Annotated in this window: 22 protein-coding genes; 9 read left to right on the forward strand and 13 right to left on the reverse strand. The window is 72.0% G+C overall.

From position 1 onward, the window contains the following. Position 1 precedes the first annotated feature (1 nt). On the reverse strand, positions 2-1516 hold the full coding sequence (locus FGE12_RS25145; protein ID WP_153869144.1) for an acetyl-CoA hydrolase/transferase C-terminal domain-containing protein: 1515 nt from the start codon (positions 1514-1516) through the stop codon (positions 2-4). A gap of 327 nt (positions 1517-1843) precedes the next feature. Between FGE12_RS25145 and nirK the strand changes: the two genes are divergently transcribed. From nirK to FGE12_RS25160, 3 genes are read left to right on the forward strand one after another with little or no spacing between them, the layout of a single operon-like run. After that, positions 1844-3400 carry a copper-containing nitrite reductase gene (nirK, locus tag FGE12_RS25150; RefSeq protein ID WP_370459142.1) on the forward strand — a complete coding sequence of 519 codons (1557 nt, stop codon included), beginning with the start codon at positions 1844-1846 and terminating at the stop codon, positions 3398-3400. A gap of 2 nt (positions 3401-3402) precedes the next feature. Continuing rightward, the gene (locus FGE12_RS25155) at positions 3403-4215 is read left to right on the forward strand and encodes a formylglycine-generating enzyme family protein (protein WP_153869145.1); all 813 of its coding nucleotides are present in this window, start codon (positions 3403-3405) and stop codon (positions 4213-4215) included. Further along, positions 4212-4829, forward strand: a complete 618-nt coding sequence (locus tag FGE12_RS25160; protein ID WP_194798257.1) for an SCO family protein — start codon at positions 4212-4214, stop codon at positions 4827-4829. Before FGE12_RS25155 ends, FGE12_RS25160 begins: the two co-directional genes overlap by 4 nt. 39 nt (positions 4830-4868) lie before the next feature. Here FGE12_RS25160 and FGE12_RS25165 read toward each other — a convergent pair whose 3' ends face one another. From FGE12_RS25165 to FGE12_RS25175, 3 genes are all read right to left on the reverse strand, one after another. Beyond that, positions 4869-6026: an ISAs1 family transposase gene (locus FGE12_RS25165; RefSeq protein WP_153869147.1), complete on the reverse strand. Its 1158-nt coding sequence runs from the start codon at positions 6024-6026 to the stop codon at positions 4869-4871. A 560-nt stretch (positions 6027-6586) separates the two neighbouring features. Next, complete coding sequence (locus FGE12_RS25170) at positions 6587-7126, reverse strand: hypothetical protein (RefSeq protein ID WP_153869148.1); 540 nt, start codon at positions 7124-7126, stop codon at positions 6587-6589. A gap of 310 nt (positions 7127-7436) precedes the next feature. Beyond that, a complete protein-coding gene (locus FGE12_RS25175) occupies positions 7437-7925 on the reverse strand; it encodes an HPP family protein (protein ID WP_153869149.1) in 489 nt (162 codons plus the stop codon). Between the two features lie 605 nt (positions 7926-8530). On the opposite strand from FGE12_RS25175, the gene FGE12_RS25180 reads away from it, so the two are divergent. Next, positions 8531-8872, forward strand: a complete 342-nt coding sequence (locus FGE12_RS25180) for a hypothetical protein (protein ID WP_228531083.1) — start codon at positions 8531-8533, stop codon at positions 8870-8872. 1 nt (position 8873) lies between these two features. On the opposite strand, the gene FGE12_RS25185 is transcribed toward FGE12_RS25180, so the two are convergent. Then, on the reverse strand, positions 8874-9296 hold the full coding sequence (locus tag FGE12_RS25185; RefSeq protein ID WP_153869150.1) for a VOC family protein: 423 nt from the start codon (positions 9294-9296) through the stop codon (positions 8874-8876). Between the two features lie 63 nt (positions 9297-9359). Next, positions 9360-10079 carry an SDR family oxidoreductase gene (locus FGE12_RS25190; RefSeq protein ID WP_153869151.1) on the reverse strand — a complete coding sequence of 240 codons (720 nt, stop codon included), beginning with the start codon at positions 10077-10079 and terminating at the stop codon, positions 9360-9362. A 118-nt stretch (positions 10080-10197) separates the two neighbouring features. Between FGE12_RS25190 and FGE12_RS25195 the strand changes: the two genes are divergently transcribed. Beyond that, complete coding sequence (locus FGE12_RS25195; protein ID WP_153869152.1) at positions 10198-11082, forward strand: LysR family transcriptional regulator; 885 nt, start codon at positions 10198-10200, stop codon at positions 11080-11082. 19 nt (positions 11083-11101) lie between these two features. Here the strand turns inward: FGE12_RS25195 and FGE12_RS25200 are convergent, their stop codons facing one another. After that, a complete protein-coding gene (locus FGE12_RS25200) occupies positions 11102-11929 on the reverse strand; it encodes a DUF6544 family protein (RefSeq protein ID WP_153869153.1) in 828 nt (275 codons plus the stop codon). Positions 11930-11980: 51 nt separating this feature from the next. Beyond that, positions 11981-13150, reverse strand: coding sequence for an NnrS family protein (locus FGE12_RS25205; RefSeq protein ID WP_194798258.1), 1170 nt, complete (start codon positions 13148-13150; stop codon positions 11981-11983). A gap of 179 nt (positions 13151-13329) precedes the next feature. On the opposite strand from FGE12_RS25205, the gene hemN reads away from it, so the two are divergent. Then, positions 13330-14703, forward strand: coding sequence for an oxygen-independent coproporphyrinogen III oxidase (gene hemN, locus FGE12_RS25210; protein ID WP_153869155.1), 1374 nt, complete (start codon positions 13330-13332; stop codon positions 14701-14703). A 2-nt stretch (positions 14704-14705) separates the two neighbouring features. Then, positions 14706-15248, forward strand: a complete 543-nt coding sequence (locus tag FGE12_RS25215; RefSeq protein ID WP_153869156.1) for a hemerythrin domain-containing protein — start codon at positions 14706-14708, stop codon at positions 15246-15248. On the opposite strand, the gene FGE12_RS25220 is transcribed toward FGE12_RS25215, so the two are convergent. The 4 genes from FGE12_RS25220 to FGE12_RS25235 are packed head-to-tail and all read right to left on the reverse strand — an operon-like array spanning position 15232 to position 17627. Beyond that, positions 15232-15666, reverse strand: coding sequence for an HPP family protein (locus FGE12_RS25220; protein WP_153869157.1), 435 nt, complete (start codon positions 15664-15666; stop codon positions 15232-15234). The genes FGE12_RS25215 and FGE12_RS25220 overlap by 17 nt on opposite strands. Next, on the reverse strand, positions 15663-15851 hold the full coding sequence (locus FGE12_RS25225; protein ID WP_153869158.1) for a hypothetical protein: 189 nt from the start codon (positions 15849-15851) through the stop codon (positions 15663-15665). Before FGE12_RS25225 ends, FGE12_RS25220 begins: the two co-directional genes overlap by 4 nt. 58 nt (positions 15852-15909) lie before the next feature. Beyond that, positions 15910-17190 carry a hypothetical protein gene (locus tag FGE12_RS25230; RefSeq protein WP_153869159.1) on the reverse strand — a complete coding sequence of 427 codons (1281 nt, stop codon included), beginning with the start codon at positions 17188-17190 and terminating at the stop codon, positions 15910-15912. Between the two features lie 5 nt (positions 17191-17195). Next, a complete protein-coding gene (locus tag FGE12_RS25235) occupies positions 17196-17627 on the reverse strand; it encodes a CBS domain-containing protein (protein WP_153869160.1) in 432 nt (143 codons plus the stop codon). Between the two features lie 297 nt (positions 17628-17924). Between FGE12_RS25235 and FGE12_RS25240 the strand changes: the two genes are divergently transcribed. Then, a complete protein-coding gene (locus tag FGE12_RS25240) occupies positions 17925-20189 on the forward strand; it encodes a nitric-oxide reductase large subunit (RefSeq protein ID WP_370459143.1) in 2265 nt (754 codons plus the stop codon). 87 nt (positions 20190-20276) lie between these two features. Here FGE12_RS25240 and FGE12_RS25245 read toward each other — a convergent pair whose 3' ends face one another. Beyond that, positions 20277-20705 carry a universal stress protein gene (locus FGE12_RS25245; RefSeq protein ID WP_194798259.1) on the reverse strand — a complete coding sequence of 143 codons (429 nt, stop codon included), beginning with the start codon at positions 20703-20705 and terminating at the stop codon, positions 20277-20279. A gap of 146 nt (positions 20706-20851) precedes the next feature. Between FGE12_RS25245 and FGE12_RS25250 the strand changes: the two genes are divergently transcribed. After that, on the forward strand, positions 20852-21295 hold the full coding sequence (locus tag FGE12_RS25250; RefSeq protein ID WP_228531084.1) for a CBS domain-containing protein: 444 nt from the start codon (positions 20852-20854) through the stop codon (positions 21293-21295). Position 21296 lies beyond the last annotated feature (1 nt).

The following is a 21296-nucleotide window of genomic DNA, read 5'->3' on the forward strand; positions in this document are numbered from 1 at the left end:
GCTATCCCGGGAAGCTGCGGCACGCGGCGTCGTACTCCTTCCACCAGCCCTCGAGCTTGGCGAGGTCCGTGGGGCGCGGCTCGTCTCCGGCGCCGGCCATCTTGAGGTAGCCGTGCAGCAGCGGCCGGAAGTGCGGGTGGGCGCAGCGGTCGATGATCTCCACCGCGCGCCGGCGCGCCGAGTGGATGCCCGGGTGCAGCGCGAAGCCCTGCTCGGTCACCACGCACTTGATGTCGTGCTCGGTGTGGTCGATGTGGCGCACGTACGGCATCACGCAGCTCACCGTGCGCCCGTCCTTCATGCGGCGCACGCTCGGCGTGTGCACGATGCTCAGGTAGGCGTTGCGGAAGAAGTCCCCGCTGCCGCCGAGCCCGTTCACGATGCGGCTGCCGTCGATGTGCGTGCTGTTCACGTGCCCGTAGATGTCCACCTCGATGGGGGTGTTCATCGCGATGACGAAGAGGCGGCTGATGAGCTCCGGGCTGTTGGACAGCCACATCGGGCGCAGCACGAGCTTGTCGCGGCAGCGCTCGAAGATCTCCCCGAAGCGCTGGCGCCCCTCTGCGCTGAAGGACACGGCGGTGGCGGACGCACACTCGAACTTCCGGTCGTCCATCACGTACTTGAGCATCCCGTCCTGGAACACCTCGGTCCAGAAGCGGATGCGCTCGACCGGGGAGTCGTAGAGCTCGCCGATGATGGCGTTGGCCACGTTGCCCACGCCGGACTGGATGGGCGGCAGGCGGCGGCTCCAGTCGAACTTGTCGCGGCAGTGCAGCAGCACGTCGATGACGTTGCGCGCGATGCCCCGGTCCATGTCCTCCACCGGCTTGAAGGACACCGGGTGGTCCGGCGTGCGGCTCTCGATGACGGCGACCACCTTGCGCAGGTCCAGTTCGATGTACGGCGTGCCGATGCGGTCGCGCACGTTCACCAGCGGCAGCGGCCAGCCCACGTGCGGGTGCACGGGCGGCAGCACGATGTCGTGGAAGCCGGTGAAGTCCGGCACCGCCGTGTTCACCTCGAGGATGACCTTCTTCGCGCGCGCGAGCGCCTCGGCGCTGATGCCCACGGACGAGGTGAGGATGACGCTGCCGTTGGGGCGGATGCGGCTCACCTCCACCACCGCCACGTCCACCTCGCCGTAGAAGCCGTACATCAGGTTCTTCGCGAAGGCGGACAGGTGCACGTCCGCGAAGTCCATGGTGCCCGCGTGGATGAGCTTGCGCGACGCGGACGAGGACATGTACGGCCCGCGCTTGGCGATGAAGGGCGCCATCGGCCCCTCCACGTCGTCCGAGAGCGAGGCGCCGGACAGCAGCGTGATGCGCGTCTGGGGCGCGGTCTCCGCCAGGTGCTTCGCGAGCGCGGGGAAAAAGGTCTTGGGCTCGCCGGACTTGGTGAAGCCGCTGATGGCGACCGTGGCTCCATCGGTCACGTGGCGCACCGCCTCCTCCACCGTCACCACCCTGTCCAGCAGCGCCTTGCACTCGATGCGGTCCTGCAGCGTCGTCATCTCTCCGGGTCCCTTCGCGTGTGACGTGAGTAGTGGACCTGCTCCAGTGCAACAGCCCTGCCGCGCTCCGTTCCTCCTCGGAGGCCGCGGCTGCCCGCCTGTCGGGGTGGGAGGCGCTGCGCAGAGGGAGGAGCGCGCTCCGGCGTGCTCCCGTGCGCCGCGCGCAAGCCTTGCGCGGGAGCGCCCGCGCGGGCTCGGGCGCGCAAGCCTTGCACCTGCCGGGCGGGCAGGGGCGGGGAATGCCGCGTGGCATGTGCTTCGCACAAGGGACTGCGGAGAACGCGGGCGCCTGTGCCCGGTCCAGCCCTCCGCCGAGGAGTCCCCGCCGTGAACCTGCCCTCTTCCCGCTCCCTGCTGCTCACCGCCGCTGCCGCTGCGGCGCTCGCCGCTGGCTGCCTCTCTCCGCCCGACACCTCCTCCGAGGCGCCGGCCACGCCGCAGCGCACCCAGCGCCGCACGCCCAAGGCCGCGCCGCTGCCGGACACGGGGGGCTCGGCGCACGGTGACTTCGGCCAGCCCGTGGGCCCGCCCATCAAGGCGCTGCTCACGGATGCGCCGCAGGTGCCTCCGCCCATCCACCGCACCAAGCCCGCGAAGGTCATCGTCGAGCTCGAGGTCATCGAGAAGGTGATGAAGCTCGCGGACGGCGTCGACTACACCTTCTGGACCTTCGGCGGGAAGGTGCCCGGCAAGTTCATCCGCATCCGCCAGGGCGACACGGTGGAGTTCCACTTGAGCAACAACGCGAGCAGCAAGATGCCGCACAACATCGACCTGCACGCGGTGACGGGCCCGGGCGGCGGTGCGGCGAGCTCCTTCACCTCTCCCGGCAAGAGCAGCCAGTTCACCTTCAAGGCGCTCAACCAGGGCCTCTTCGTCTACCACTGCGCCACGGCGCCGGTGGGCCTGCACGTGGCCAACGGCATGTACGGCCTCATCCTGGTGGAGCCGCCCGAGGGTCTGCCGCCGGTGGACCGCGAGCTGTACGTGATGCAGGGCGACTTCTACACCACGGGCAAGCACGGCGAGCGCGGCCTGCAGCCCTTCGACATGGAGAAGGCCATCGACGAGAAGCCCACCTACGTCGTGTTCAACGGCTCGGAGGGGGCGCTCACCAATTCCGGCGCGCTGAAGGCGAAGGTGGGTGAGAAGGTGCGCATCTTCTTCGGCAACGGTGGCCCCAACCTCACCAGCGGCTTCCACCTCATCGGCGAGGTCTTCGACCGCGTCTACACCGAGGGTGGCAGCCGCTATCAGGAGAACGTGCAGACCACCGTGGTGCCGCCGGGCGGCTCTGCCATCGTGGAGTTCGCCACCGAGGTGCCGGGCAACTACGTGCTCGTGGACCACGCGCTGTTCCGCGCCTTCAACAAGGGCGCGCTGGGCATCATGAGCATCGAGGGCCCGGACGCGAAGGACGTGTACTCGGGCAAGCAGGGCGAGGGCGCCGCGCTCGCCAGCGCCGCTCCCGAGGAGCCCGCGGCGCGCCCGGTGGAGGCCGCCGCCAAGGGGCCGATGACCGCCGAGGCGCTCCGGGCGCAGGGCGAGAAGGTGTTCTCCACCACCTGCGTGAGCTGCCACCAGTCCACGGGCATGGGGCTCCCGGGCGTGTTCCCGCCGCTCGCCAAGAGCGACTTCCTCATGGCGAACAAGACGCGCTCGGTGGAGATCGTGACGCGCGGCCTCACGGGCGCCGTCACGGTGAACGGCACCCAGTACAACTCGGTGATGCCCGCGCAGACGCAGCTGAGCGACGAGGACGTGGCCGCGGTGCTCACCTTCGTGCGCAGCAGCTGGGGCAACAAGGGCGACGCGGTGAGCCCGGTCGAGGTGCAGAAGGTGCGCTCCGCCGGGAGCGCCACGGCCGCCGCCGGGGGGCGCTAGCCATGAAGCGCGGGTACGGCGGGAAGGCAGCAGCGTCCGTTCTCGGGGTGTTCCTCACGCTGGGCACCTCCACCCCCTTCGCGTCCGGCCTCCAGACGGACGCGGCCAAGGTGGGACCGGGGGTGCTGCGCCCGCTGTACCCGTCCTCTCCTGACGAGGCGGAGGTGGCCGTGCAGGCCTTCCTGCTCGACCGCACGCCCGTCACCAACGCGCAGTACCTGGCCTTCGTGCGCAGCAATCCCCGCTGGCAGAAGGGCCAGGTGCCGCGCCTCTTCGTGGACGAGAACTACCTGGCCCTGTGGGCCTCGCCCACGAAGCTCGGGCCCCGCGCGGCGCCCAACGCACCGGTGGTGCACGTGAGCTGGTTCGCGGCGAAGGCCTACTGCGAGGCCCGCGGCGCGCGCCTGCCCACGGAGAACGAGTGGGAGCTCGCGGCGGCCGCGAGCGAGACGCAGCCGGACGCGAGCCGCGACCCGGCCTTCCTCGCGCGCATCCTCGCCTGGTACAGCCGGCCCACGCCGGAGCGGCTGCCGGAGGTGGCGCAGGGCCGGGCGAACTACTGGGGCGTGCAGGACCTGCACGGGCTGGTGTGGGAGTGGGTGCTGGACTTCGGCAACGCGCTGGTGAGCGGCGACAGCCGCGAGAGCGGGGACCCGGACACGATGCGCTTCTGCGGCGCGGGCGCGCTGAGCGCGAAGGACCGCGAGGACTACGCGAGCTTCATGCGGCTCGCGTTCCGCTCCTCGCTGCAGCCCGCCTACACGACGGCGAACCTGGGCTTCCGCTGCGCCCGCTCGCCCGGAGGTGTGCCGTGAAGACTGCGCTGCTGGCCCTGCTGGTTTCCCTCTCTTCTCTGGCGAGCCCTCCCCCGGGCCCTTCGCACGAGACGCTGCCGGCCGCGGCGCCGGCGACGGAGAGCGGCTCGCTCTACCAGCTGCAGGCGCGGCTGGAGGGGAGTGACGGAAAGGTGCTCGCGCTGGACGCGTTTCGCGGTCAGCCGGTGCTGATCAGCCTCTTCTACGGGCGCTGCCCCGCGGCGTGCCCGATGCTCATCGCGCAGCTCAAGCGCATCGAGAAGGCCCTGAGCCCGGAGGCCCGCGCGCAGACGCACGTGGTGCTGGTGAGCCTGGACCCGCAGCAGGACACGCGGGAGATCCTCGCGGGCCTCACGAAGGCTCATCGCCTGGACGCGAGCCGCTGGCACCTGGTGCGCACGGACGAGGGCAAGGTGCAGGAGCTCGCGGCGGTGCTGGGCGTGCGCTACCGCAAGCTCGCGAGCGGGATGATCAACCACTCTACTGTGGTGACGCTGCTGGACCGCGGCGGGAATCCCGTGGCCCGCGTGGACGGGCTCAACCAGCCGCTCGAGGACATCGTCGCGGCGACCGAGGCCGTGGCGAAGCAGCCCGTGAAGTCCGCGCGCCGCTGAGTCAGCGTCCCCTCTCCCTCTGGGCAGGGCAAACGCATCTCAGGTCGAGGGAAGTCCGCCCTTTAGCAGGTGCAGCAGGTAGGCGTCGTTGCGGGCCGCGTGCGCGCGTTTGAGGGCGACGCCGAGGCGCACGCTCTTGTCCTGCTTGAGCAGGACGAGGGCGAGGCGGGTGAGGAGGGCGAGGTTCTCAGCCGCCCGGGCCTCGCGCACGCGCCTGCGGTCCTCACCCATCTGCGCGTCGAGGCTCCAGTGCAGGCCATTCTCCACGCCCCAGTGCCGGCGGATGGCGTGGGCGAGGCGCTTGGCGTGAGGGGGCAGGCTGCTGACGTACGTGTGCCAGGCCACCTCCACGCGTCCGTCCTTCAGGTGCCGCTCGCGGCGCACCAGCACCAGCGTCCTGAGGCCGGGCCAGCTGCAGGGCCAGGCCCTGGGCGACAGCGCCCACGCCTCGCGCACCTCAAAGCGCCCGTGCCGCCAGCCCTCCTCGCGCCGCATGCGGCGCACGCCCTGCTGCGGAAGCCCTCCCTGCCACGCGAGGAGAATGAAGAGGCCTGCGGCAAAGCGGCGCAAGGGGCCGCGGTTGCCCTTGAGGCACAGCACGTAGTCGGCCCGCGCGCGAGTGCACGCGGCCGCGACGCCCTCGGTGCACCCGTTGGCATCCGCCGTCACCACTGCGCCCTCGAGGGCGAGCGCGTCGATGAGCTCCACGAGGCCCGCCACCTCCCCCGGCGCCCCTTCGACGCGTGCTTGCGCAAGCAGCAGGCGCTGCTCGGCGGCCCATGCGTGCACCAGGTACAGCGGGCCTCCTGCCGGCTGCAACGCGCCGCGCACCGCCTTGCCGTCGAAGGCCACCACCTGGCCCCGCAGGGACTCGGAGAGCTGCTGGATGAAGAGGCGAAACGCGCGCTCGAAGCCCTGCGGACACAGCGCCGCGAAGACGCGCCGGAAGGTGTCGGCGCACGGGGTGCCCTCGCCGAAGTCCGCCCCCAGCCACTCCTCGAAGAGGGCGCGCCTGTCCGCGACGAAGAGGGCCATGGCCTTGAAGCCGTCGGCCCCCATCAGCACACTGCACAGCGCCATCGCCAGCACGTGCTGCAGGGCGTACTTGCGCGTGCGTGCACTGCGCGGGTCTCGCAGGCCCGCGAAGTGGCGGAGGATGAGGCGGACGACAAGCTGGCCGGTTGCTTCTTTTCCCATCCCCGGCCAACAGCTAACCGCCTGTTATTGCCTCCCTCAAGATGCGTTTGCCCTGCCCTCTGGGAGAGGGTGAGGGAAAAGGCCTTCTCGCCGTAGGCCCACGTGTCTCCGAGCCCGCTCAGTCGTCGTAGTCCTGTGCATGAGGTACGGTTTCAGCCTGTTGATGGCCTCCTCCCAGCTGGTCGCGCGTGGCACGCCCGCATGCCGCAGCAGTTTCTCCAGCCGACCTCTCAGCCCCTCCCAGGAGAATGAGCGCATCACGAGCGTGTGCGTGATGAAGCGCCCCTCGTCATCGGGAAGTGCCGAAGGAGCCGAACAGACGGTGAGCCGAATACCTCTGTGCCCTCGTGTCCCCGCTCGCCCAGAGCGACCTGCACGAAGAGTCTGTAGTTCTCGGGATCGCTCGGCCTGTCCTCTGGCGGAGGACTCGAGTCCGGGCTCCAGAGGCTTCGAATCTCCAGCTCCATGGGCTGCCATCATGCGCCTCTCGGCGGTCTTTCCGGCGCCACATTTGGACTCTGTCCGTGGCTGGCCTTGCCCCGATTCGGTCGACAGGGTGGTTACGGCTCTTCGGTCAGCCACACCTGCGTGCCGACAGGCACTTCGTGCTTCGTGAGGCCGAGCAACTGCAACTCGTGGCCGCGCACCTTGTCCGGCTGCCTCGGCACGGAGAAGACGTAGCTGGCAATGGCCTGGGCGGCGAGGCGCTGCCCATCTGGGCGCTGCAGTTCGACGACGATGCGTTGCGGTGCTGTCTGCGTACGCAGCTGTACTTCCGGCAGGATGGTGACGCCACCTGGACGCACGTCGAAGGCGCCCTCCACAGTTATCAGGAGCCGGCCGGGCTTCGTGGCGCCGCTCGCGCTGCCGCCTTGACCAATGTGGCCTTCGCCTCGAACGCGGGCGGGCTGACGTAGCCCAGGCGCCGAGAACGCCTCCAAGCTGAGGTCGATTCGCAGGGCCGCGAGCTGTTCGAGCAGGTCGGAGCCGAACACGTCACCGGCGCTGCCGGCGCAGGTCAGCGTCACGTAGTACTCGACCTTGCCACCTGCTCGCCTCACCGCTGCGAAGAAGCGCTGGTGCTTCTCGAGCCGGCGCACGTCTCGGGAGAGCAACTGTGTCGGCGGCATTCCGGGAGGGTGGGGCCTCGGAAAGCAGCAGTACGTCTTCGCATACACGCCCGAGAGCGGGGTGCCCTTGGGCGTTCGCCGCTGCTCCCCGACCGACTGGGAGAACTCGGGCTTCAGACGAAGACGCGCCACGACGTCGCTCGCACTCATTCGCGGGTGCCAGACGCGAAGGCTGACGCTGTAGGCCGGTGGATACACACCTTGCGCTGTAGCCCGCGTGGGGCGTGCCCACAAGGTAGCCCCACACCATGCTCCGCGCTGCTGCTCACGGATGGGTCCGCTACGGCAGCCCCGCCACCCAGCGCACGATGTCGCTGGTGGAGAGCACGCCGCGCAGCGCGCCCGAGCGCGAAACGACCGGGAGCCGGTGTACGCCAGCCTCCGCCATGCGGCGTGCGGCCTCGGAGAGGGGTGTCGCGGTGGAGATGGCGAGCACGTGCGGCGTCATCAGGTCGTCCACGGTGGTGCCGTTCAGTTCGTGCTGGCCGTAGGGCAGGGGGCTGATGGTCTCGGTGTCCACGCAGTTCTGAGCGCGCACCAGGTCGGTCTTGGAGACCATGCCCACCAGGTGGCCGGCCTCGTCCACCACGGGCAGCCCGGAGATGTGGTGCTCGAGCATCAGCGCAGCGAGCGTCTCCGCGGAGGTGTCCGGCCGCACGCTCACCACGTTGCGCGTCATCACCTCGTCCACGGTGCACAGGGCAGGGGCGGGCAGCAGGTCCTCCTCGCTCGCGGTGACGTCGGTGAAGGGGAAGGGCAGGACGTTCATGGGGCTCTCCAGGTGAGTGACTGCGTGTCACTCCCGTACAAGGCATGAAGCGTGCCGGAGCCCTCTCCCCGGAGCGTAGGAAGCCCGGCGAAAAGCCTGCGTCTCCAGCGGCTTTGCGCGCACGCGCTGCGGGCTGCGGGCGAGGTTCCAGGGGCACCGTGCTGGCAGGGCCTTTGCTCCTGAAGAGTCCGCATGCACTCCCGCATGCCCGAGTGGAGACCCTGGTCATGCATCAGATGCCGGAGAGCCTGTACGACAACGCCGTCCTCAACATGAGCCCCGTGGTGGCCGCCTACATGGTGGGCCTGCTCGCGCTGTTGCTCACGTACATGCAGGGCTAGCTGCGCGCCGGAGAAGCCCGTCGAAGTTCGGCAAGCAGCGCCAGTTCGTCAGCGGGGTCCCGCGCTGGCAGCTCGCGGGGCTCTGGTAAGTATCCGTGTGTGGAGCTCCGCGACTACAACGGGACAGGGCGATGGTCGCGCGACAGCATCATCGCCCGCTACCGGCAGTACTGCCGGGACCTCGGAGTGCCCGAGCAGACGGACATCACACCGCCGGAGCAATCGGAAGGCGACGTCCGATGGGTCTATCCGATGATGCACGAGGTGATCCGAGGCATCGAGGCCGGTGACCGCGCCTGCATCGCCCTGGGCCTCGACTTCATCGAGGAGGACCAGCACTTCCCCTTCGGAAGAACGATCAAGTCCGACGTGGCACGCGCCCTGCGGCGCGCAGAGCTGGACGAGGGCCAGAAGGAGCGCGCGCGGAGACGCATCGTCTCCATGCTCATCCAGGGCAAGGTCCCTCACGAGTACAAGCAGTACGCGAAGCTGCTCCGGCGCGTCGGCGTGGGAGAGCACTGGCCCGAGGTGGAAGCCCGGGTCTCGCGTGAGAACCCCTACGTGATGCGCTGGTTCAGGTACTTCCGCCAGGCCTTCGGCAGGTAGCTCAGCTCGCCTCGCCGTCCGGACTGGCGATGACGACGACGTAGCCGTCCAGGTCCTCGAGCCACATCTCCCGGTGCTGGGGCGCCGGGTTGACGTGCGGCTCCTCGATTACCCGCGCGCCCAGGCGCCTCGCGCGCTCCACCGCCGCATCGAAGTCGTCGACCTCGAACCACAGGAGCACGCCGTGGCCGTGCGGCGCGCGATCCGCACCCACCAGGTTCGGATGGTCCTCGGCATCCCAGCGATGCAGCTGGAGCACGAGGCTCTCTCCACTCCAGAGCCGGTCGTAGAAGAGCCGGTGCGGGTGGTCCGCGTCACCGCCGTGCACCTGCAGCAGCGTCTGGTACCACGCGCTGCTGGCCTTCACGTCCTTTACCGCGATGAGCGGCTGCGGCCGTACCGTGGGTCGACTGGAGGAGAGCATGGAGAGCTCGAGCCTAGCACCCGGACGGAGCTGCGATTCCAGGCCCCCAGCCCGCGGCGCTCCTCAGACCAGGCGGTGGCCGCCGTCCACCGAGAGCACCTCTCCGGTAGTGAACCCGTTGCTCAGCAGGAAGAGCGCCGCGTGGCCCAGGTCGGCCGTCGTCCCGATGCGGCGTGCGGGCAGGCGCTGGGCCTGCTGGGCGAAGCGCTCGTCGCGCGCTGCGGGTGTGGCGAGGCGGTCCCACAACGGCGTCTCCACCCAGCCGGGGGAGAGCGCATTGACGCGCACCGGTGCAAGCTCGAGCGCCAGCGCACGGGTCAGGGAGTGGAGCGCGCCGTTGGCCGCGGCCACCACCGCGCCGCTCGGCCCGGGCCGGTCGGAGGCCACCCCGGTGACGAAGAGCAGGGAGCCACCGGCCTGCAGCCGTGCATGCTTGGCCACCCGCAGCGCGACGCCCAGCTTCGAGTCGAGCACGCGCTGCGCCGCCGCCAGGTCGAGCTGGTGCACCCCTTGCGCCTCCACGTGCACCGTCGTGGTGACCACGTGGTCCACGGGCCCCGCCGTCTCGAAGAGGCGGCGCACCGCCTCCTCGTGCGTCGCGTCCGCGGCGAAGGTGGCCACCCGGGCCGGTGCGTCCAGGTCCCGTGCGGCCGAGGCGAGCCGCTCCTCCGAGCGTCCGCAGAGTGTGACGCGAGCTCCCGCGCCGAGGGCTGCCCGGGCGATGCCCAGGCCGATGCCGGAGGAGCCACCGATGACGACGACGTGACGAGCGTTCAAGTTCATGGGGGAGGAGATACGCCTCGCGGCGCCTCCCGGCGACGGGACGAAATGAGATGCACCATCCCATTGATGCAATGATGCCGCTCTCCGCAGGGCGTGCGGACGTGGCAGCCTCGCGGCCATGACCGGACTTCCCCCGTCGGAGGACCTGCAGCTGTTCGTCGCTGTCGCGCGCCACCTGAGCTTCGTGGAGGCGTCGCGCCGCACCGGCGTGCCCACGAGCTCGGTGAGCCGGCGCGTGGTGCGCCTGGAGGAGGCGCTCGGCGTCCGGCTGCTGCAGCGCACCTCGCGCCAGGTGGCGCTGACGCAGGAGGGCGCGCGGCTGCTCGAGCGCGCCGCGCCCCTGGTGGATGGCCTCGCCGTGGCGCTGCAGTCGACGGCCGAGCGCGAGGCAGAGCCGGCCGGACGCCTGCGTGTGACGGCGCCGGTGATGACGGGCGCACGCCGCGTGGCGCCTGCCCTCTTCGCCTTCGTCGCGCGCCATCCGCGCGTCACGCTGGAGCTCGACCTGAGCAACGCCGTCGTCCCCCTGGTGGAGGCGGGCGTCGACCTCGCCTTCCGCGCGGGGCCCGTGCGGGACGCGGAGCTCGTCGCGCGTCACCTCTGGTCGGTCCCCTTCACGCTCGCTGCGGCCCCCGCCCTCGTGCGCGAGGCGCTCGGAGGCCGCACGCGCGTGTCGCGCGACGTCCTCGGCACACTGCCCGCCGTCTTCAGCCGGCCAGGTGGCTGGAGGTTGCGCCGCCGCGACGGCTCGCTGGACGTGGTGCGGCCGCGCGAGCGGGTCACGGTCAACGACCCGCGCGTCGCGCTCGACGCGGCCCTGCGCGGGCTCGGGGTGGTATGCGCCCCACTCGAGGACGTGGAGGCGCAGGGCGGTGCGCTCCAGCAGCTGACGGTCCCGGGCCGCAGCGTGGAGTCGCGCGAGCTGTACGCCGTCTATCCCTCGCGGCGCCTGCTCCCTGCGCGCGTGCGCCTCGCGCTCGAGTGGGTGCGCACGCAGGCCTGAGCTTCCAGAGCGCGCGGCGCTACCGCTGTTCGAGCGCGTACTCGAACGACTCCAGCCGCGCGCGCCAGTAGAGCTGCAGGCCCTCGGGCAGCTCCCAGCCGACCTCGGCCCCGCGCGGCACCTGCATCCCGTCGACGCGCTCGTAGCTCCAGAAGCGTCCCTTCCAGGGCGTGAGCACGGGCCTGCCATCCACGTCGCGGTAGCGCAGCGCGGAGACCTCGACGATCTCCCCCTGCGCGCCGAAGCGGAAGTCCGCCGATGCGGAGACGCCCGAGTCCTGCACCGTCACGCGCGCCGTGTGCGCATCGAGGGCTGACCAGGTGAGCCCCTCGCGCGGGAGCAGGGCGGTGGGAAGCCACACGGTCTCGGCGAGCCAGCGCTGCAGCGAGGCCTCCGCCATCTCGCGCGTGCCGTGCTGATCCACCACGGGCACCAGCGCCTCTACCTTGCCCAGCATCCGTCCCTCGCCGCGCAGGTAGCTGTCGCGCACGCGCACCGTGAGCAGTGGATTCATCCGGATGGAGGCGTCCCACACGAAGCCCGGCGTGCCCCCGGAGAAGTGCTGCTCGGCGCGCATGGGGCTCCAGGTGCCGGGGCGCAGGAGGAACTCGCCCCGCTGCACCTCGTGCGCGCCGCGGATGGGCGCCTGACCTGCGGGCAGCGCGAAGGCGAAGTAGCGGGCCACGGGCGCGGGGAGCTCCGCGGAAACGGTACGCCCCGCGGGCTCGAGGCGCTCCAGCTGGACGACCGCCCACGCCGTGTCCCGCCGCCAGCGCGCGTGCGCGAGTGCCACGGCGCCCACTGCACCGCCCACCACCAGCAGCCCGATACCCGACCACGGCCTCATGGTGCGACCTCCTCCACGTCCTGCGCGGCCCTGCGCCGCGCGAGTCTCCGCTCAGCCAGCCTCCGCGCGCGGAGGCGCACTCCGCAGCCGAGGCACCACCAGCGCGGCCCACAGCGCGAGCGCGCCGAGGAAGCACGCGGCCGCGCCCGCGAGCCACCCGCGGAAGTGCGCCGGGTCCAGCGACACGAGCCCGCGCAGCAGGAGCGCACTCAAGCTCAGCGCGCCGCAGCCCGCCACGTGCCACGGGCTCGCGCGCAGCAGGCCTCCATAGCCGCCGTGCGCGAGCACCACGTGCGTGCTGATGGACAGGGTGATCAGCGCGAGCCCTCCGATGAACACCACGTGCTCGCCCGCCACCCGGTGCGCGGGGAACAGCGCCACGAGCGCGTAGCCCACGGGAAGGAGCCACGCGCTGAGCCACACGAAGCGCCGGTGCAGGCCGCGCTCGGTGGGCGCGCGCCACAGGCCCATGGGGCCCACGAGCAGGCCCGCGCACACCGCCGCGCGCAGCGCGTAGCCCAGCTGCGTGGAGCGCGCCGCTTCCAGCCAGAAGCTCGCGATGAAGAGCAGCGCCGCGCCCAGGTGCAGCAGGCCCGTGACGCCGAGCAGGTGGTCTCCGGGATTCGCCGGCGGCCGCGCGTAGAGCAGCACGGGCAGCAGCAGCGTGCCCACGCCCAGCACCAGCCCGGTGAGCATGCCTTGCGTGAGCAGCCCCTGGCCCATCAGGTGCCCCATCGGCAGCAGCTCGGCGGGCGCCGCGGTGAGCAGCGAGCCCACGAGCCCCATCACCAGCGACACCGGCAGCCACGCGAAGCCGCCGGGCACCTGCTTCTGCGGCCGCAGCGCGCGCGCCCCCACGAAGCCCACCAGCATGAGCAACAGCAGCACCCACAGCGCCTGGCTCAGCGCGAGCTGTCCCATCCACGCGGCCCCCGTGAGGGCGACGGGCAGCAGCAGCGCGAGCCCCATCTGCCAGGCCGCGGGCGCGCGCGTGGCGGTGCGCCTCGGCACGAAGGTGAAGAGGAAGCCCAGCACGTAGGAGGCGAGGAAGCCCTGCACCAGCGCGAGCGCGTGGAAGACGGGGTCGTAGCGCAGGCTCGCGCCCAGCCCGAAGAGCAGCCAGGGGAGCACGCCCGCCACCCCCAGCAGCGCGCCGAGAGGGAAGAGGAGGCGGTAGGGCTCGCGCCGCCAGGTGGGGGCGGAGAGGAAGGTGGTCGTCATGGGGTGGACCAGATGCATGGGCTGCGCCCGCTTCCCTCACCCCGTCCCTCTCCCAGGGGGAGAGGGGACAGCTGCGCCCGTTTTGCGCTTCTAGAACCGGCGCCGCGCAAAGGTTGCGCGCCCGGGGGCGCCGCTGCCCCGCGTGAAGGCTGGCACGGGGATTGGAATCACCCGGCCTCATGAGCCTCACCTCCTTCGAAGTGCCCACGCCGTCCGAAGCGCTGATGCGCCGCTACGCGGTCGCGGGGCCCCGCTACACCAGCTATCCCACCGCGCCCGAGTGGCACGACTCCTTCGGGGCGGAGGCCTTCGGTGAGCGCCTGGACGCGGCGGCGCACATGGGCGAGGACGCGCCGCTCTCGCTCTACGTGCACCTGCCCTTCTGCAAGAGCCTGTGCTGGTACTGCGGCTGCAACGTGGTCATCTCGAAGGAGCAGGGCGCGGCGGACCGCTACCTGGACCACCTGGAGCTCGAGCTCGCGATGGTGGCCGAGCGCCTGGGCGCGCGCCGCAGCCTCTCGCAGATCCACTGGGGCGGCGGCACGCCCACCTTCCTCTCCGAGGCGCAGATCGAGCGGCTGTGGGCGGCCATCACCCGCCACTTCCGCCCGCAGGCGGACGCCGAGGTGGCCATCGAGATCCACCCCGCGCTCACCACCCGCTCGCAGCTCGCGCTGCTGCGCCGGCTCGGCTTCAACCGCCTCTCCATGGGGCTGCAGGACTTCGACCCGCTGGTGCAGGAGGCGACGAACCGCCTGCAGACCCCCGAGCAGACGCGCTCGCTGCTCGACTACGGGCGCAGCCTCGGCTTCGGCGGCGTGAACTTCGACCTCATCTACGGCCTGCCGCACCAGAACCCGGAGCGCTGGGCGCGCACGCTGGAGCTGGTGCGCGGCATGGCCCCGGACCGGCTCGCCGTCTACTCGTTCGCGTACATGCCGGACGTGCTCAAGCACCAGAAGCGCATGCCGGCGGAAGCCCTACCGGTGACGCGGGTGAAGCTGGACCTGTTCCGCTCCGCGTACCGCTCCTTCGTTGAGGCAGGCTACCGGCCCATCGGAATGGACCACTTCGCCCTGCCCACCGACGAGCTCGCGCGCGCGCAGGAGCGGCGCACGCTGGGGCGCAACTTCCAGGGCTACACGGTGAAGGCCGCGCCGGACGTGGTGGCGGTGGGCAGCACCGGCATCAGCGACGTGGGCGGCGCCTACGCCCAGAACGTGCGCGCGCTGCCCTACTACTACGAGCGCATCGCGGGCGGCCGCTTCGCCACCGAGCGCGGCCTGCGCCTGAGCGCGGACGACCAGCGCCGCCGCGCCCTCATCACCCAGGTGATGTGCAACTTCTGGGTGGACCTGGGCGAGGACGCGCCCGAGTACTTCGCCCCCGAGCTGGAGCGGCTGCGCGCCTTCGAGGAGGACGGGCTTCTGGTGCGCGACGGCACCCAGCTGCAGCTCACGGCACTCGGGCGGCTCTTCGTGCGCAACGTGGCGATGGTGTTCGACTCCTACCTCGCGCGCGCCGAGCGCCCGCGCTTCAGCCAGACGGTGTAGCCATGCACGTGCTGCAGCTGCTGCAGGCGGAGCACGGAGACATCGAGCGGGCGCTCGGGCTGCTCGAGCGCGCGTGCGCCGCGGCGAGGGCCGGCCGCCCGTCGCCGCCCGAGGCCTTCGCGCAGCTCGCGCGCTTCTTCCTCGCGCACGCCGAGGGCAGCCATCACGAGAAGGAGAGCGCCCTCTTCGCGGTGATGGCGATGCAGGCACTGCCAGTCGGCGACGCGCTGCTGCCCCACCTGGGCTTCGCGCACGCGCTGGGCCACGCGCTCGCCGAGGACCTGGAGACCGCCGTGCAGGCGTGGACCGCGGGGGGCGAGCAGGAGCCGGTGCTCGAGGCCGCGGCGCGCTACGTGCGCCACCAGCGCGCGCACGCGGCGGACGAGGAGGGCAAGGTGTTCCCGCTCGTGCAGCGCCTGCTCCCGGCGCACCTGCTCGAGCCGGTGCGCCACCGCTTCGCGCGCACGGAGCTCGGGCACGGGCGGCTCTCGGATGCGCTGCAGCTGCTGCGGCGCGAGCTCGAGCGGCTCAGCGCGGAGGCCTGAACGCGAGGCAGCGCAGCACGTCCAGCGTGGAGACGATGCCCACCAGGCGCCCCGCCTCGTCCACCACCGGCACGCGGTGCACCGCGTAGCTGCCCATCAGCAGGGCTGCCTCGCCCACGCTCGCAGTCTCCGGCAGGGTGAGCGCGTGCCCGGTCATCACGTCGCGCACGCGCACCGGCTGGGCGCCCGCGCCCACCCGCAGCGTGTCCAGCTGCTCCTCCAGCACGTCTGCGCGCGAGAGCATCCCCACGGGCCGGTGCTCGGCGTCCACCACCGGCAGGCCGCTCACGGTGTTCTCCACGAGCAGCTGCAGCGCCTCGTCCACCGGTTGCTCGGGCCGCACGCTCACCACGGCGCGCGTCATCACGTCGCGCAGCGGCGTGGCGTCTCCGACTCCCGCGGGTGCCCCGGCCTTCATGCGGCCGACCCGCGCGCGGTGACGGCCCCTGCGCGCTGCGGCGCCGAGGCCGAGGCCCGCGCCTCCACTGCGCCCAGCATCACCCCGAGCGCGAAGAGCGCCACCAGCGCCGCCACCATCAGGCGCCAGGCGCGCTCCGGCTCCACGCCCTCGATCCAACCGGTCACCACGTCCGTCCGCTGCATTCCGTGCTCCTTCTCTTCACAGGGGGGGCGCGCAGCCACTGCGCACCCACAGCCCCGCTCACGCAAACTCTGCGCGCGGGGACGGGGGCTCCTGCCCCTCGGGAGGGGAGACTGCAACCGCCCTGCCACGCGCCCAGGGCAGCGCGAGCGCGAAGCCCGCGAGCACCACCCCGGCGCCACCGGCCGCCGCGAGCACCAGCCCCGCGCGCAGCAGCTGCGTGCCGAAGCCGAGCAGCCCCTGCATCCCTGCACCCGTGAGCGCGAGCCCCGCGGCCATCAGCGCGAGCCCCGCGTGGTGCAGGTGCAGCGCGCCGGGGCGCCGCCCCAGCTGCAGCAGCAGGGGGAGCAGGAGCCCGCCCGTCACCACGCCCAGCAGGAGCACGTGCAGGTAGAGGATGGCGGGGTGGTGCAGCCGCGTCGCCCACTCGGAGAGCCCCAGCGCGCCGGCCGCCTCCATGCCGCCCTCGAGCAGCGCCCACAGCGCGACCCAGCGCAGCAGCCCGCGCAGCGAGCCCTGCGTGGAGCGCGAGGCGCGCCAGAGGGTGCGCACCCAGAGGAAGCCCGGGTAGGCGAGCGCGAGCGCCGCCGCGCGCGCCGCCCACCCCAGCGCACCGCTGCTCCCGCCCGGCACGCCGAGCGGGAAGGTGAGCCAGGCGAGCAGCACCTTCCAGCGCAGCAAGCGGCGCAGCGGCGCCTCCTCGAAGCGCACGCCGAGCTCCGCGGCGTGCAGCACCAGCAGCCCCATCAGCCCGAGCACGAAGAAGCCCGCGAAGCAGTGCAGGAAGGCGAAGACGGCGAGCTGGCCCAGGTGCGCGTCCTTCACGTGCGCCGCGAGCAGCACCACGCGCCCGACGGCACCGAGCATCGCGAGCACGAGGTAGGCGAGCGCGCCGCGCAGGAAGCCGTACGCCACGCCCGTGCGCCCGCGCAGCCGCAGCGCGAGGCGGGCCGCGGCGTAGAGCCACACGAAGAGCGAGCTCGCCGAGACGATGACGCCCGGCCGCCCGTACCCGGAGTGCAGGAAGGCGACGAAGGTCGCGAGCGAGACGAGGTGGATGAGGGTGAGGGCCGCGCGGTCCGCGCGCGCGAGCGGGGCGCCGGGCGCCCCGAGGCGCTCGAAGGCGAGCGCGAAGAGGGCGAGCCCCACCCAGCCGAAGTACAGCGTGTGCGAGTGCGCGTGCAGCGCGTTGCCGAAGGGCAGCCACGCGAGCAGGGGGCTCACGAAGGCGAGGCGCAGCAGGAGCCCCAGCGAGGTGGCGAGCAGGTAGTAGCCGAGCGCGAGGCGCAGGTAGCCGCGCGGCTCGGCGGGGCTGAAGAGGGAGCGGAGGAGCGCGCGCACGGCCATCAGCACTCGTACTCCGCCGCCTCGCTGCGCCGGTCGAGCCCGACCACCAGCTCGCCGCAGAAGCGCACCAGGTCCGACTCGGTGACGATGCCCACCAGGCTCCCCGCGGCGTCGACGACGGGCAGGCAGCCGAACTTGTTCTTCAGCATCAGCTCGAGCGCCTCGCGCAGCGAGGTCTCCGGGCGCACGGTCCTCACGTCGCGGGTCATCGCGTCGATCGCCCACACGGCGGGCTCGGTCGCCGCGCCGCCTCCGCGCGCGAGCGCCGCGAGCAGGTCGCGGTGGGTGACCAGGCCCACCAGCCGCCCGCCGTCCACCACCGGCAGGTGGCGCACGCGGCCGCGGCGCAGCAGCGCCTCCACGCGGCGCAGGTTCTCCATCGGCCGCAGGGTGATGACATCGCGGGTCATGAGGTCTTGAACCTGCAGCATGGTGCGCTCCCGGGTGAGGTGTTCCCCCCTGCGCTAATGCATCCGCAGGGCCAGCGCATCGGCCGAGGCTCCAGGTCCCGTGGGGCGCAGCGGCTGCGCCCGGTGGCCGCAACGCGCGCAGGGATTGCGCGCCGCACCCCGTGCCGCACCCGTGGCGCGCTCCGGTACGCCCGATGCACACGCAGGCTCCCCGGACACTCCTGGGCTCGGGGCGGGAAGCGCTCGCGGGGCCGGGCTTCAGGCGCTCGGGCGCAGCACTGCGCCCCACGCGCGCCGTACCGACGAGAGGAGCAGAGCGTGAGAAAGCTGTGGATGGCCTTCGCGGCCGTGCTGTTGGCTTCGTTCTCCGTGCTGGGCTGGGTGGGCCTGCGCATCTACCAGCAGGCCCCACCGGTGCCCGAGCACGTGGTCACCACCGAGGGCCGCACGCTCTTCGGCCCTGGCGAGCTGCAGGCGGGCCAGAACGTGTGGCAGTCCCTGGGCGGCATGGAGGTGGGCAGCATCTGGGGCCACGGCAGCTACGTGGCGCCGGACTGGACGGCGGACTGGCTGCACCGCGAGTCGCTCTTCATCCTGCAGGCGTGGGCGCGCGAGGACCACGGCGCGGACTACGACACGCTGCCCGCCCCGCAGCAGGCCGCGCTGCAGCGGCGGCTGCAGGAGCTGATGCGCAAGAACACCTATGACCCGGCCACCGGTACGCTGACGCTCGCGCCGGTGCGCGCGCGCGCCTTCGAGGCGAACCTCGCCTACTACAGCGACGTGTTCGGCCGCGGGCGCGACGCGTACGCGATGCCCGCGGGCACGCTGAGCGACCCCGCGCAGCTGCGCCTGCTCTCGGGCTTCTTCTTCTGGAGCAGCTGGGCCGCGTCCACCGAGCGCCCCGGCGACACCATCAGCTACACCAACAACTGGCCGCACGAGGCGCTGGTGGGCAACGTGCCCTCGGGCGACACGGTGGTGTGGACGGGCGTGAGCATCATCGTGCTGCTCGCGGGCCTGGGCGCCATGGCCTTCTATTACGCCACGCGGCCGAAGGAGGAGTTGCACGGCGACGTGCCCGCGCACGACCCGCTGCTCTCCGCGCGCGCCACGCCCTCGCAGCGCGCGGTGGTGAAGTACTTCTGGGTGGTGAGCGGGCTGCTGCTCCTGCAGATCATCCTGGGCGTGGTGACGGCGCACTACGGAGTGGAGGGCGGCGCCTTCTATGGCTTCCCGCTCGCCGAGTACCTGCCCTACGTGGTGACCCGCACCTGGCACACGCAGCTGGGCATCTTCTGGATTGCGACCGCGTGGCTCGCGGCGGGGCTCTACATCGGCCCGGCGGTGGGCGGCGAGGAGCCGCGCTACCAGCGCGCCGGCGTCAACGTGCTCTTCGGCGCGCTGCTGGTGGTGGTGCTCGGCAGCATGGCGGGCCAGTGGCTCAGCGTGATGCACAAGCTGGGCGTGGGCGACCTCTGGTTCTACTTCGGCCACAGCGGCTACGAGTACATCGACCTGGGGCGCGCCTTCCAGATTGCCTTGCTGGTGGGGCTCTTCCTCTGGCTCTTCCTCGTGGCGCGCGCCATCTGGCCCGCGCTCAAGCGCAAGGACGAGCAGCGCACGGTGCTCACGCTCTTCCTCATCTCCTCCTTCGCCATCGCGGGCTTCTACGGCGCGGCGCTGGGGGCGGGGCGGCACACCAACCTCGCCGTCGCAGAGTACTGGCGCTGGTGGGTGGTGCACCTGTGGGTGGAGGGCTTCTTCGAGGTCTTCGCCACGGTGGTCATCGCCTTCCTCTTCGCGCGCCTCAAGCTGCTCTCCCTGCGCACGGCCGGCGAGGCCACGGTGCTCAGCGCCACCATCTTCCTCGCGGGCGGCGTCATCGGCACGCTGCACCACCTGTACTTCTCCGGCACGCCCACGGTGGTGCTCGCGCTGGGCTCGGTGTTCAGCGCGCTCGAGGTCGTGCCGCTGCTCTTCGTGGGCTACGAGGCCTGGCACAACTACCAGCTCAGCCACGCGAAGCCCTGGGTGCGCAACTACAAGTGGCCCATCTACTTCTTCATCTCGGTGGCCTTCTGGAACCTGGTGGGCGCGGGGCTCTTCGGCTTCATGATCAACCCGCCCATCGCGCTCTATTACATGCAGGGGCTCAACACGACGCCGGTACACGGCCACGCCGCGCTCTTCGGCGTGTACGGGATGCTGGGCATCGGGCTGATGCTCTTCTGCCTGCGCGCCATGGACCCGCGCCTGGTCTGGAAGGAGCGGCTGGTGCGCTTCGCCTTCTGGTCCATCAACGGCGGCCTGATGATCATGGTGGTGGGCAGCCTGCTGCCGGTGGGCCTGCTGCAGACCTGGGCCTCGGTGGAGCACGGCTACTGGTACGCGCGCAGCGCCGAGTTCCTCCAGACGCCGCTGATGAACACGCTGCGCTGGCTGCGCGTGCCCGGTGACTCGCTCTTCGCGCTGGGCGCCATCGCGCTGGTGCTCTTCGTGCTGCAGCTGGGCCGCGCCCGTCCGGTGGCCCGCGCGGAGCAGCGCGAGGGCGTCGTGCCCGCGCCCAGCCTCGAGCCGTAGCGCGCTGTACGCCGCTGGCTCGAGCCCCCGCCCCGTCCCCCCTCCCCCTGGGAGAGGGTCGGGGTGAGGGATGACCAACCCGGCGCCTCAGTGCACGACGAGCACGGGGCGCCGGCACAGCTTCACGAGCTGGCTGGAGGTACTCCCCAGCAGCGCCCGTGCAAGCGCGCCTTGCCCGCGGCTGCCCACCGCGACCAGGTCGCAGTCCTGCGCCTCCGCGGCCCGGGCAAGCGCCTCGGCGGGCGCCTCGCCGCTGAGCACGGACCACACCGCGTCCGGCGCACCGAGCGCTTTCGCGCGCTCTGCCGCCCGCTGCGCGAGCACGCTCTCTGGCAGCTCGGGCGCAGGCTCCACCACCGCACCCACGTCGCCCTCCAGCGGGTGCACCGCCGGGGGCGCCACGTGCGTCACCGCCACCTGCGCGCCCTCGAGACGGGCCAGCTTCACCGCGAGCTCGAGCGCCCGTCCGGACGCCTCGGAGCCATCCACACACACCAGGATCCGCTTCATCGTCATGCCCTCCGCCTGCAGCGCGCGGGAGGCGCGCCGCCCTGGCTCCTGGGAATGCATGGCGCGCGCCCGGGCTGCGGGCGCTGGCCGGAACTTTGCTCCTCACACGGGGTGAGGCCCGCACCCGGGCCCCGAGCCCGAGGAGGCCCGCCATGACCGAGTCCATCCGTCACTTCATGACCCACCCGGTGCACGCCATCGGCGCGCAGCAGCCGCTCGCCGAGGCCCACCGCCTGATGAACGCGCACGGCGTGCGCCACCTCCCGGTGCGCAGCGGCGGCCAGCTGGTGGGGCTGGTCTCGCAGCGCGACCTGCACCTCATCGAGACCCTGCGCGACGTGGACCCCGAGGGCGTGGCCGTGGAGGAGGCGATGACCCAGGACCTGTTCAGCGTGGAGGCGGACGTGCCGCTGCAGCAGGTGGTGCACGAGATGGCCGCGCGCAAGCTGGGCAGCGCCCTGGTGCTGGAGGACGGCGAGCTGGTGGGCATCTTCACCACGGTGGACGCGCTGCACGCGCTGGAGCAGCTGTGCGCGCGCCCCGCTCCGGCGCGCCGCCGCAGCCCGAGGGCGAGCGCCACGCGGCGCGAGCGCTGAG

It is taken from the genome of Aggregicoccus sp. 17bor-14 (genome assembly GCF_009659535.1).
GTDB lineage: Bacteria > Myxococcota > Myxococcia > Myxococcales > Myxococcaceae > Aggregicoccus.

What these genes read in the sequence shown, in the direction of transcription:
- FGE12_RS25145 (WP_153869144.1), bottom strand. Translation starts at nt 1,516, where the DNA reads ATGACGACGCTGCAGGACCGCATCGAGTGCAAGGCGCTGCTGGACAGG.
- FGE12_RS25155 (WP_153869145.1), top strand. Translation starts at nt 3,403, where the DNA reads ATGAAGCGCGGGTACGGCGGGAAGGCAGCAGCGTCCGTTCTCGGGGTG.
- FGE12_RS25165 (WP_153869147.1), bottom strand. Translation starts at nt 6,026, where the DNA reads ATGGGAAAAGAAGCAACCGGCCAGCTTGTCGTCCGCCTCATCCTCCGC.
- FGE12_RS25175 (WP_153869149.1), bottom strand. Translation starts at nt 7,925, where the DNA reads ATGAACGTCCTGCCCTTCCCCTTCACCGACGTCACCGCGAGCGAGGAG.
- FGE12_RS25185 (WP_153869150.1), bottom strand. Translation starts at nt 9,296, where the DNA reads ATGCTCTCCTCCAGTCGACCCACGGTACGGCCGCAGCCGCTCATCGCG.
- FGE12_RS25190 (WP_153869151.1), bottom strand. Translation starts at nt 10,079, where the DNA reads ATGAACTTGAACGCTCGTCACGTCGTCGTCATCGGTGGCTCCTCCGGC.
- FGE12_RS25195 (WP_153869152.1), top strand. Translation starts at nt 10,198, where the DNA reads ATGACCGGACTTCCCCCGTCGGAGGACCTGCAGCTGTTCGTCGCTGTC.
- FGE12_RS25200 (WP_153869153.1), bottom strand. Translation starts at nt 11,929, where the DNA reads ATGAGGCCGTGGTCGGGTATCGGGCTGCTGGTGGTGGGCGGTGCAGTG.
- FGE12_RS25205 (WP_194798258.1), bottom strand. Translation starts at nt 13,150, where the DNA reads ATGACGACCACCTTCCTCTCCGCCCCCACCTGGCGGCGCGAGCCCTAC.
- hemN (WP_153869155.1), top strand. Translation starts at nt 13,330, where the DNA reads ATGAGCCTCACCTCCTTCGAAGTGCCCACGCCGTCCGAAGCGCTGATG.
- FGE12_RS25215 (WP_153869156.1), top strand. Translation starts at nt 14,706, where the DNA reads ATGCACGTGCTGCAGCTGCTGCAGGCGGAGCACGGAGACATCGAGCGG.
- FGE12_RS25220 (WP_153869157.1), bottom strand. Translation starts at nt 15,666, where the DNA reads ATGAAGGCCGGGGCACCCGCGGGAGTCGGAGACGCCACGCCGCTGCGC.
- FGE12_RS25225 (WP_153869158.1), bottom strand. Translation starts at nt 15,851, where the DNA reads ATGCAGCGGACGGACGTGGTGACCGGTTGGATCGAGGGCGTGGAGCCG.
- FGE12_RS25235 (WP_153869160.1), bottom strand. Translation starts at nt 17,627, where the DNA reads ATGCTGCAGGTTCAAGACCTCATGACCCGCGATGTCATCACCCTGCGG.
- FGE12_RS25245 (WP_194798259.1), bottom strand. Translation starts at nt 20,705, where the DNA reads ATGACGATGAAGCGGATCCTGGTGTGTGTGGATGGCTCCGAGGCGTCC.
- FGE12_RS25250 (WP_228531084.1), top strand. Translation starts at nt 20,852, where the DNA reads ATGACCGAGTCCATCCGTCACTTCATGACCCACCCGGTGCACGCCATC.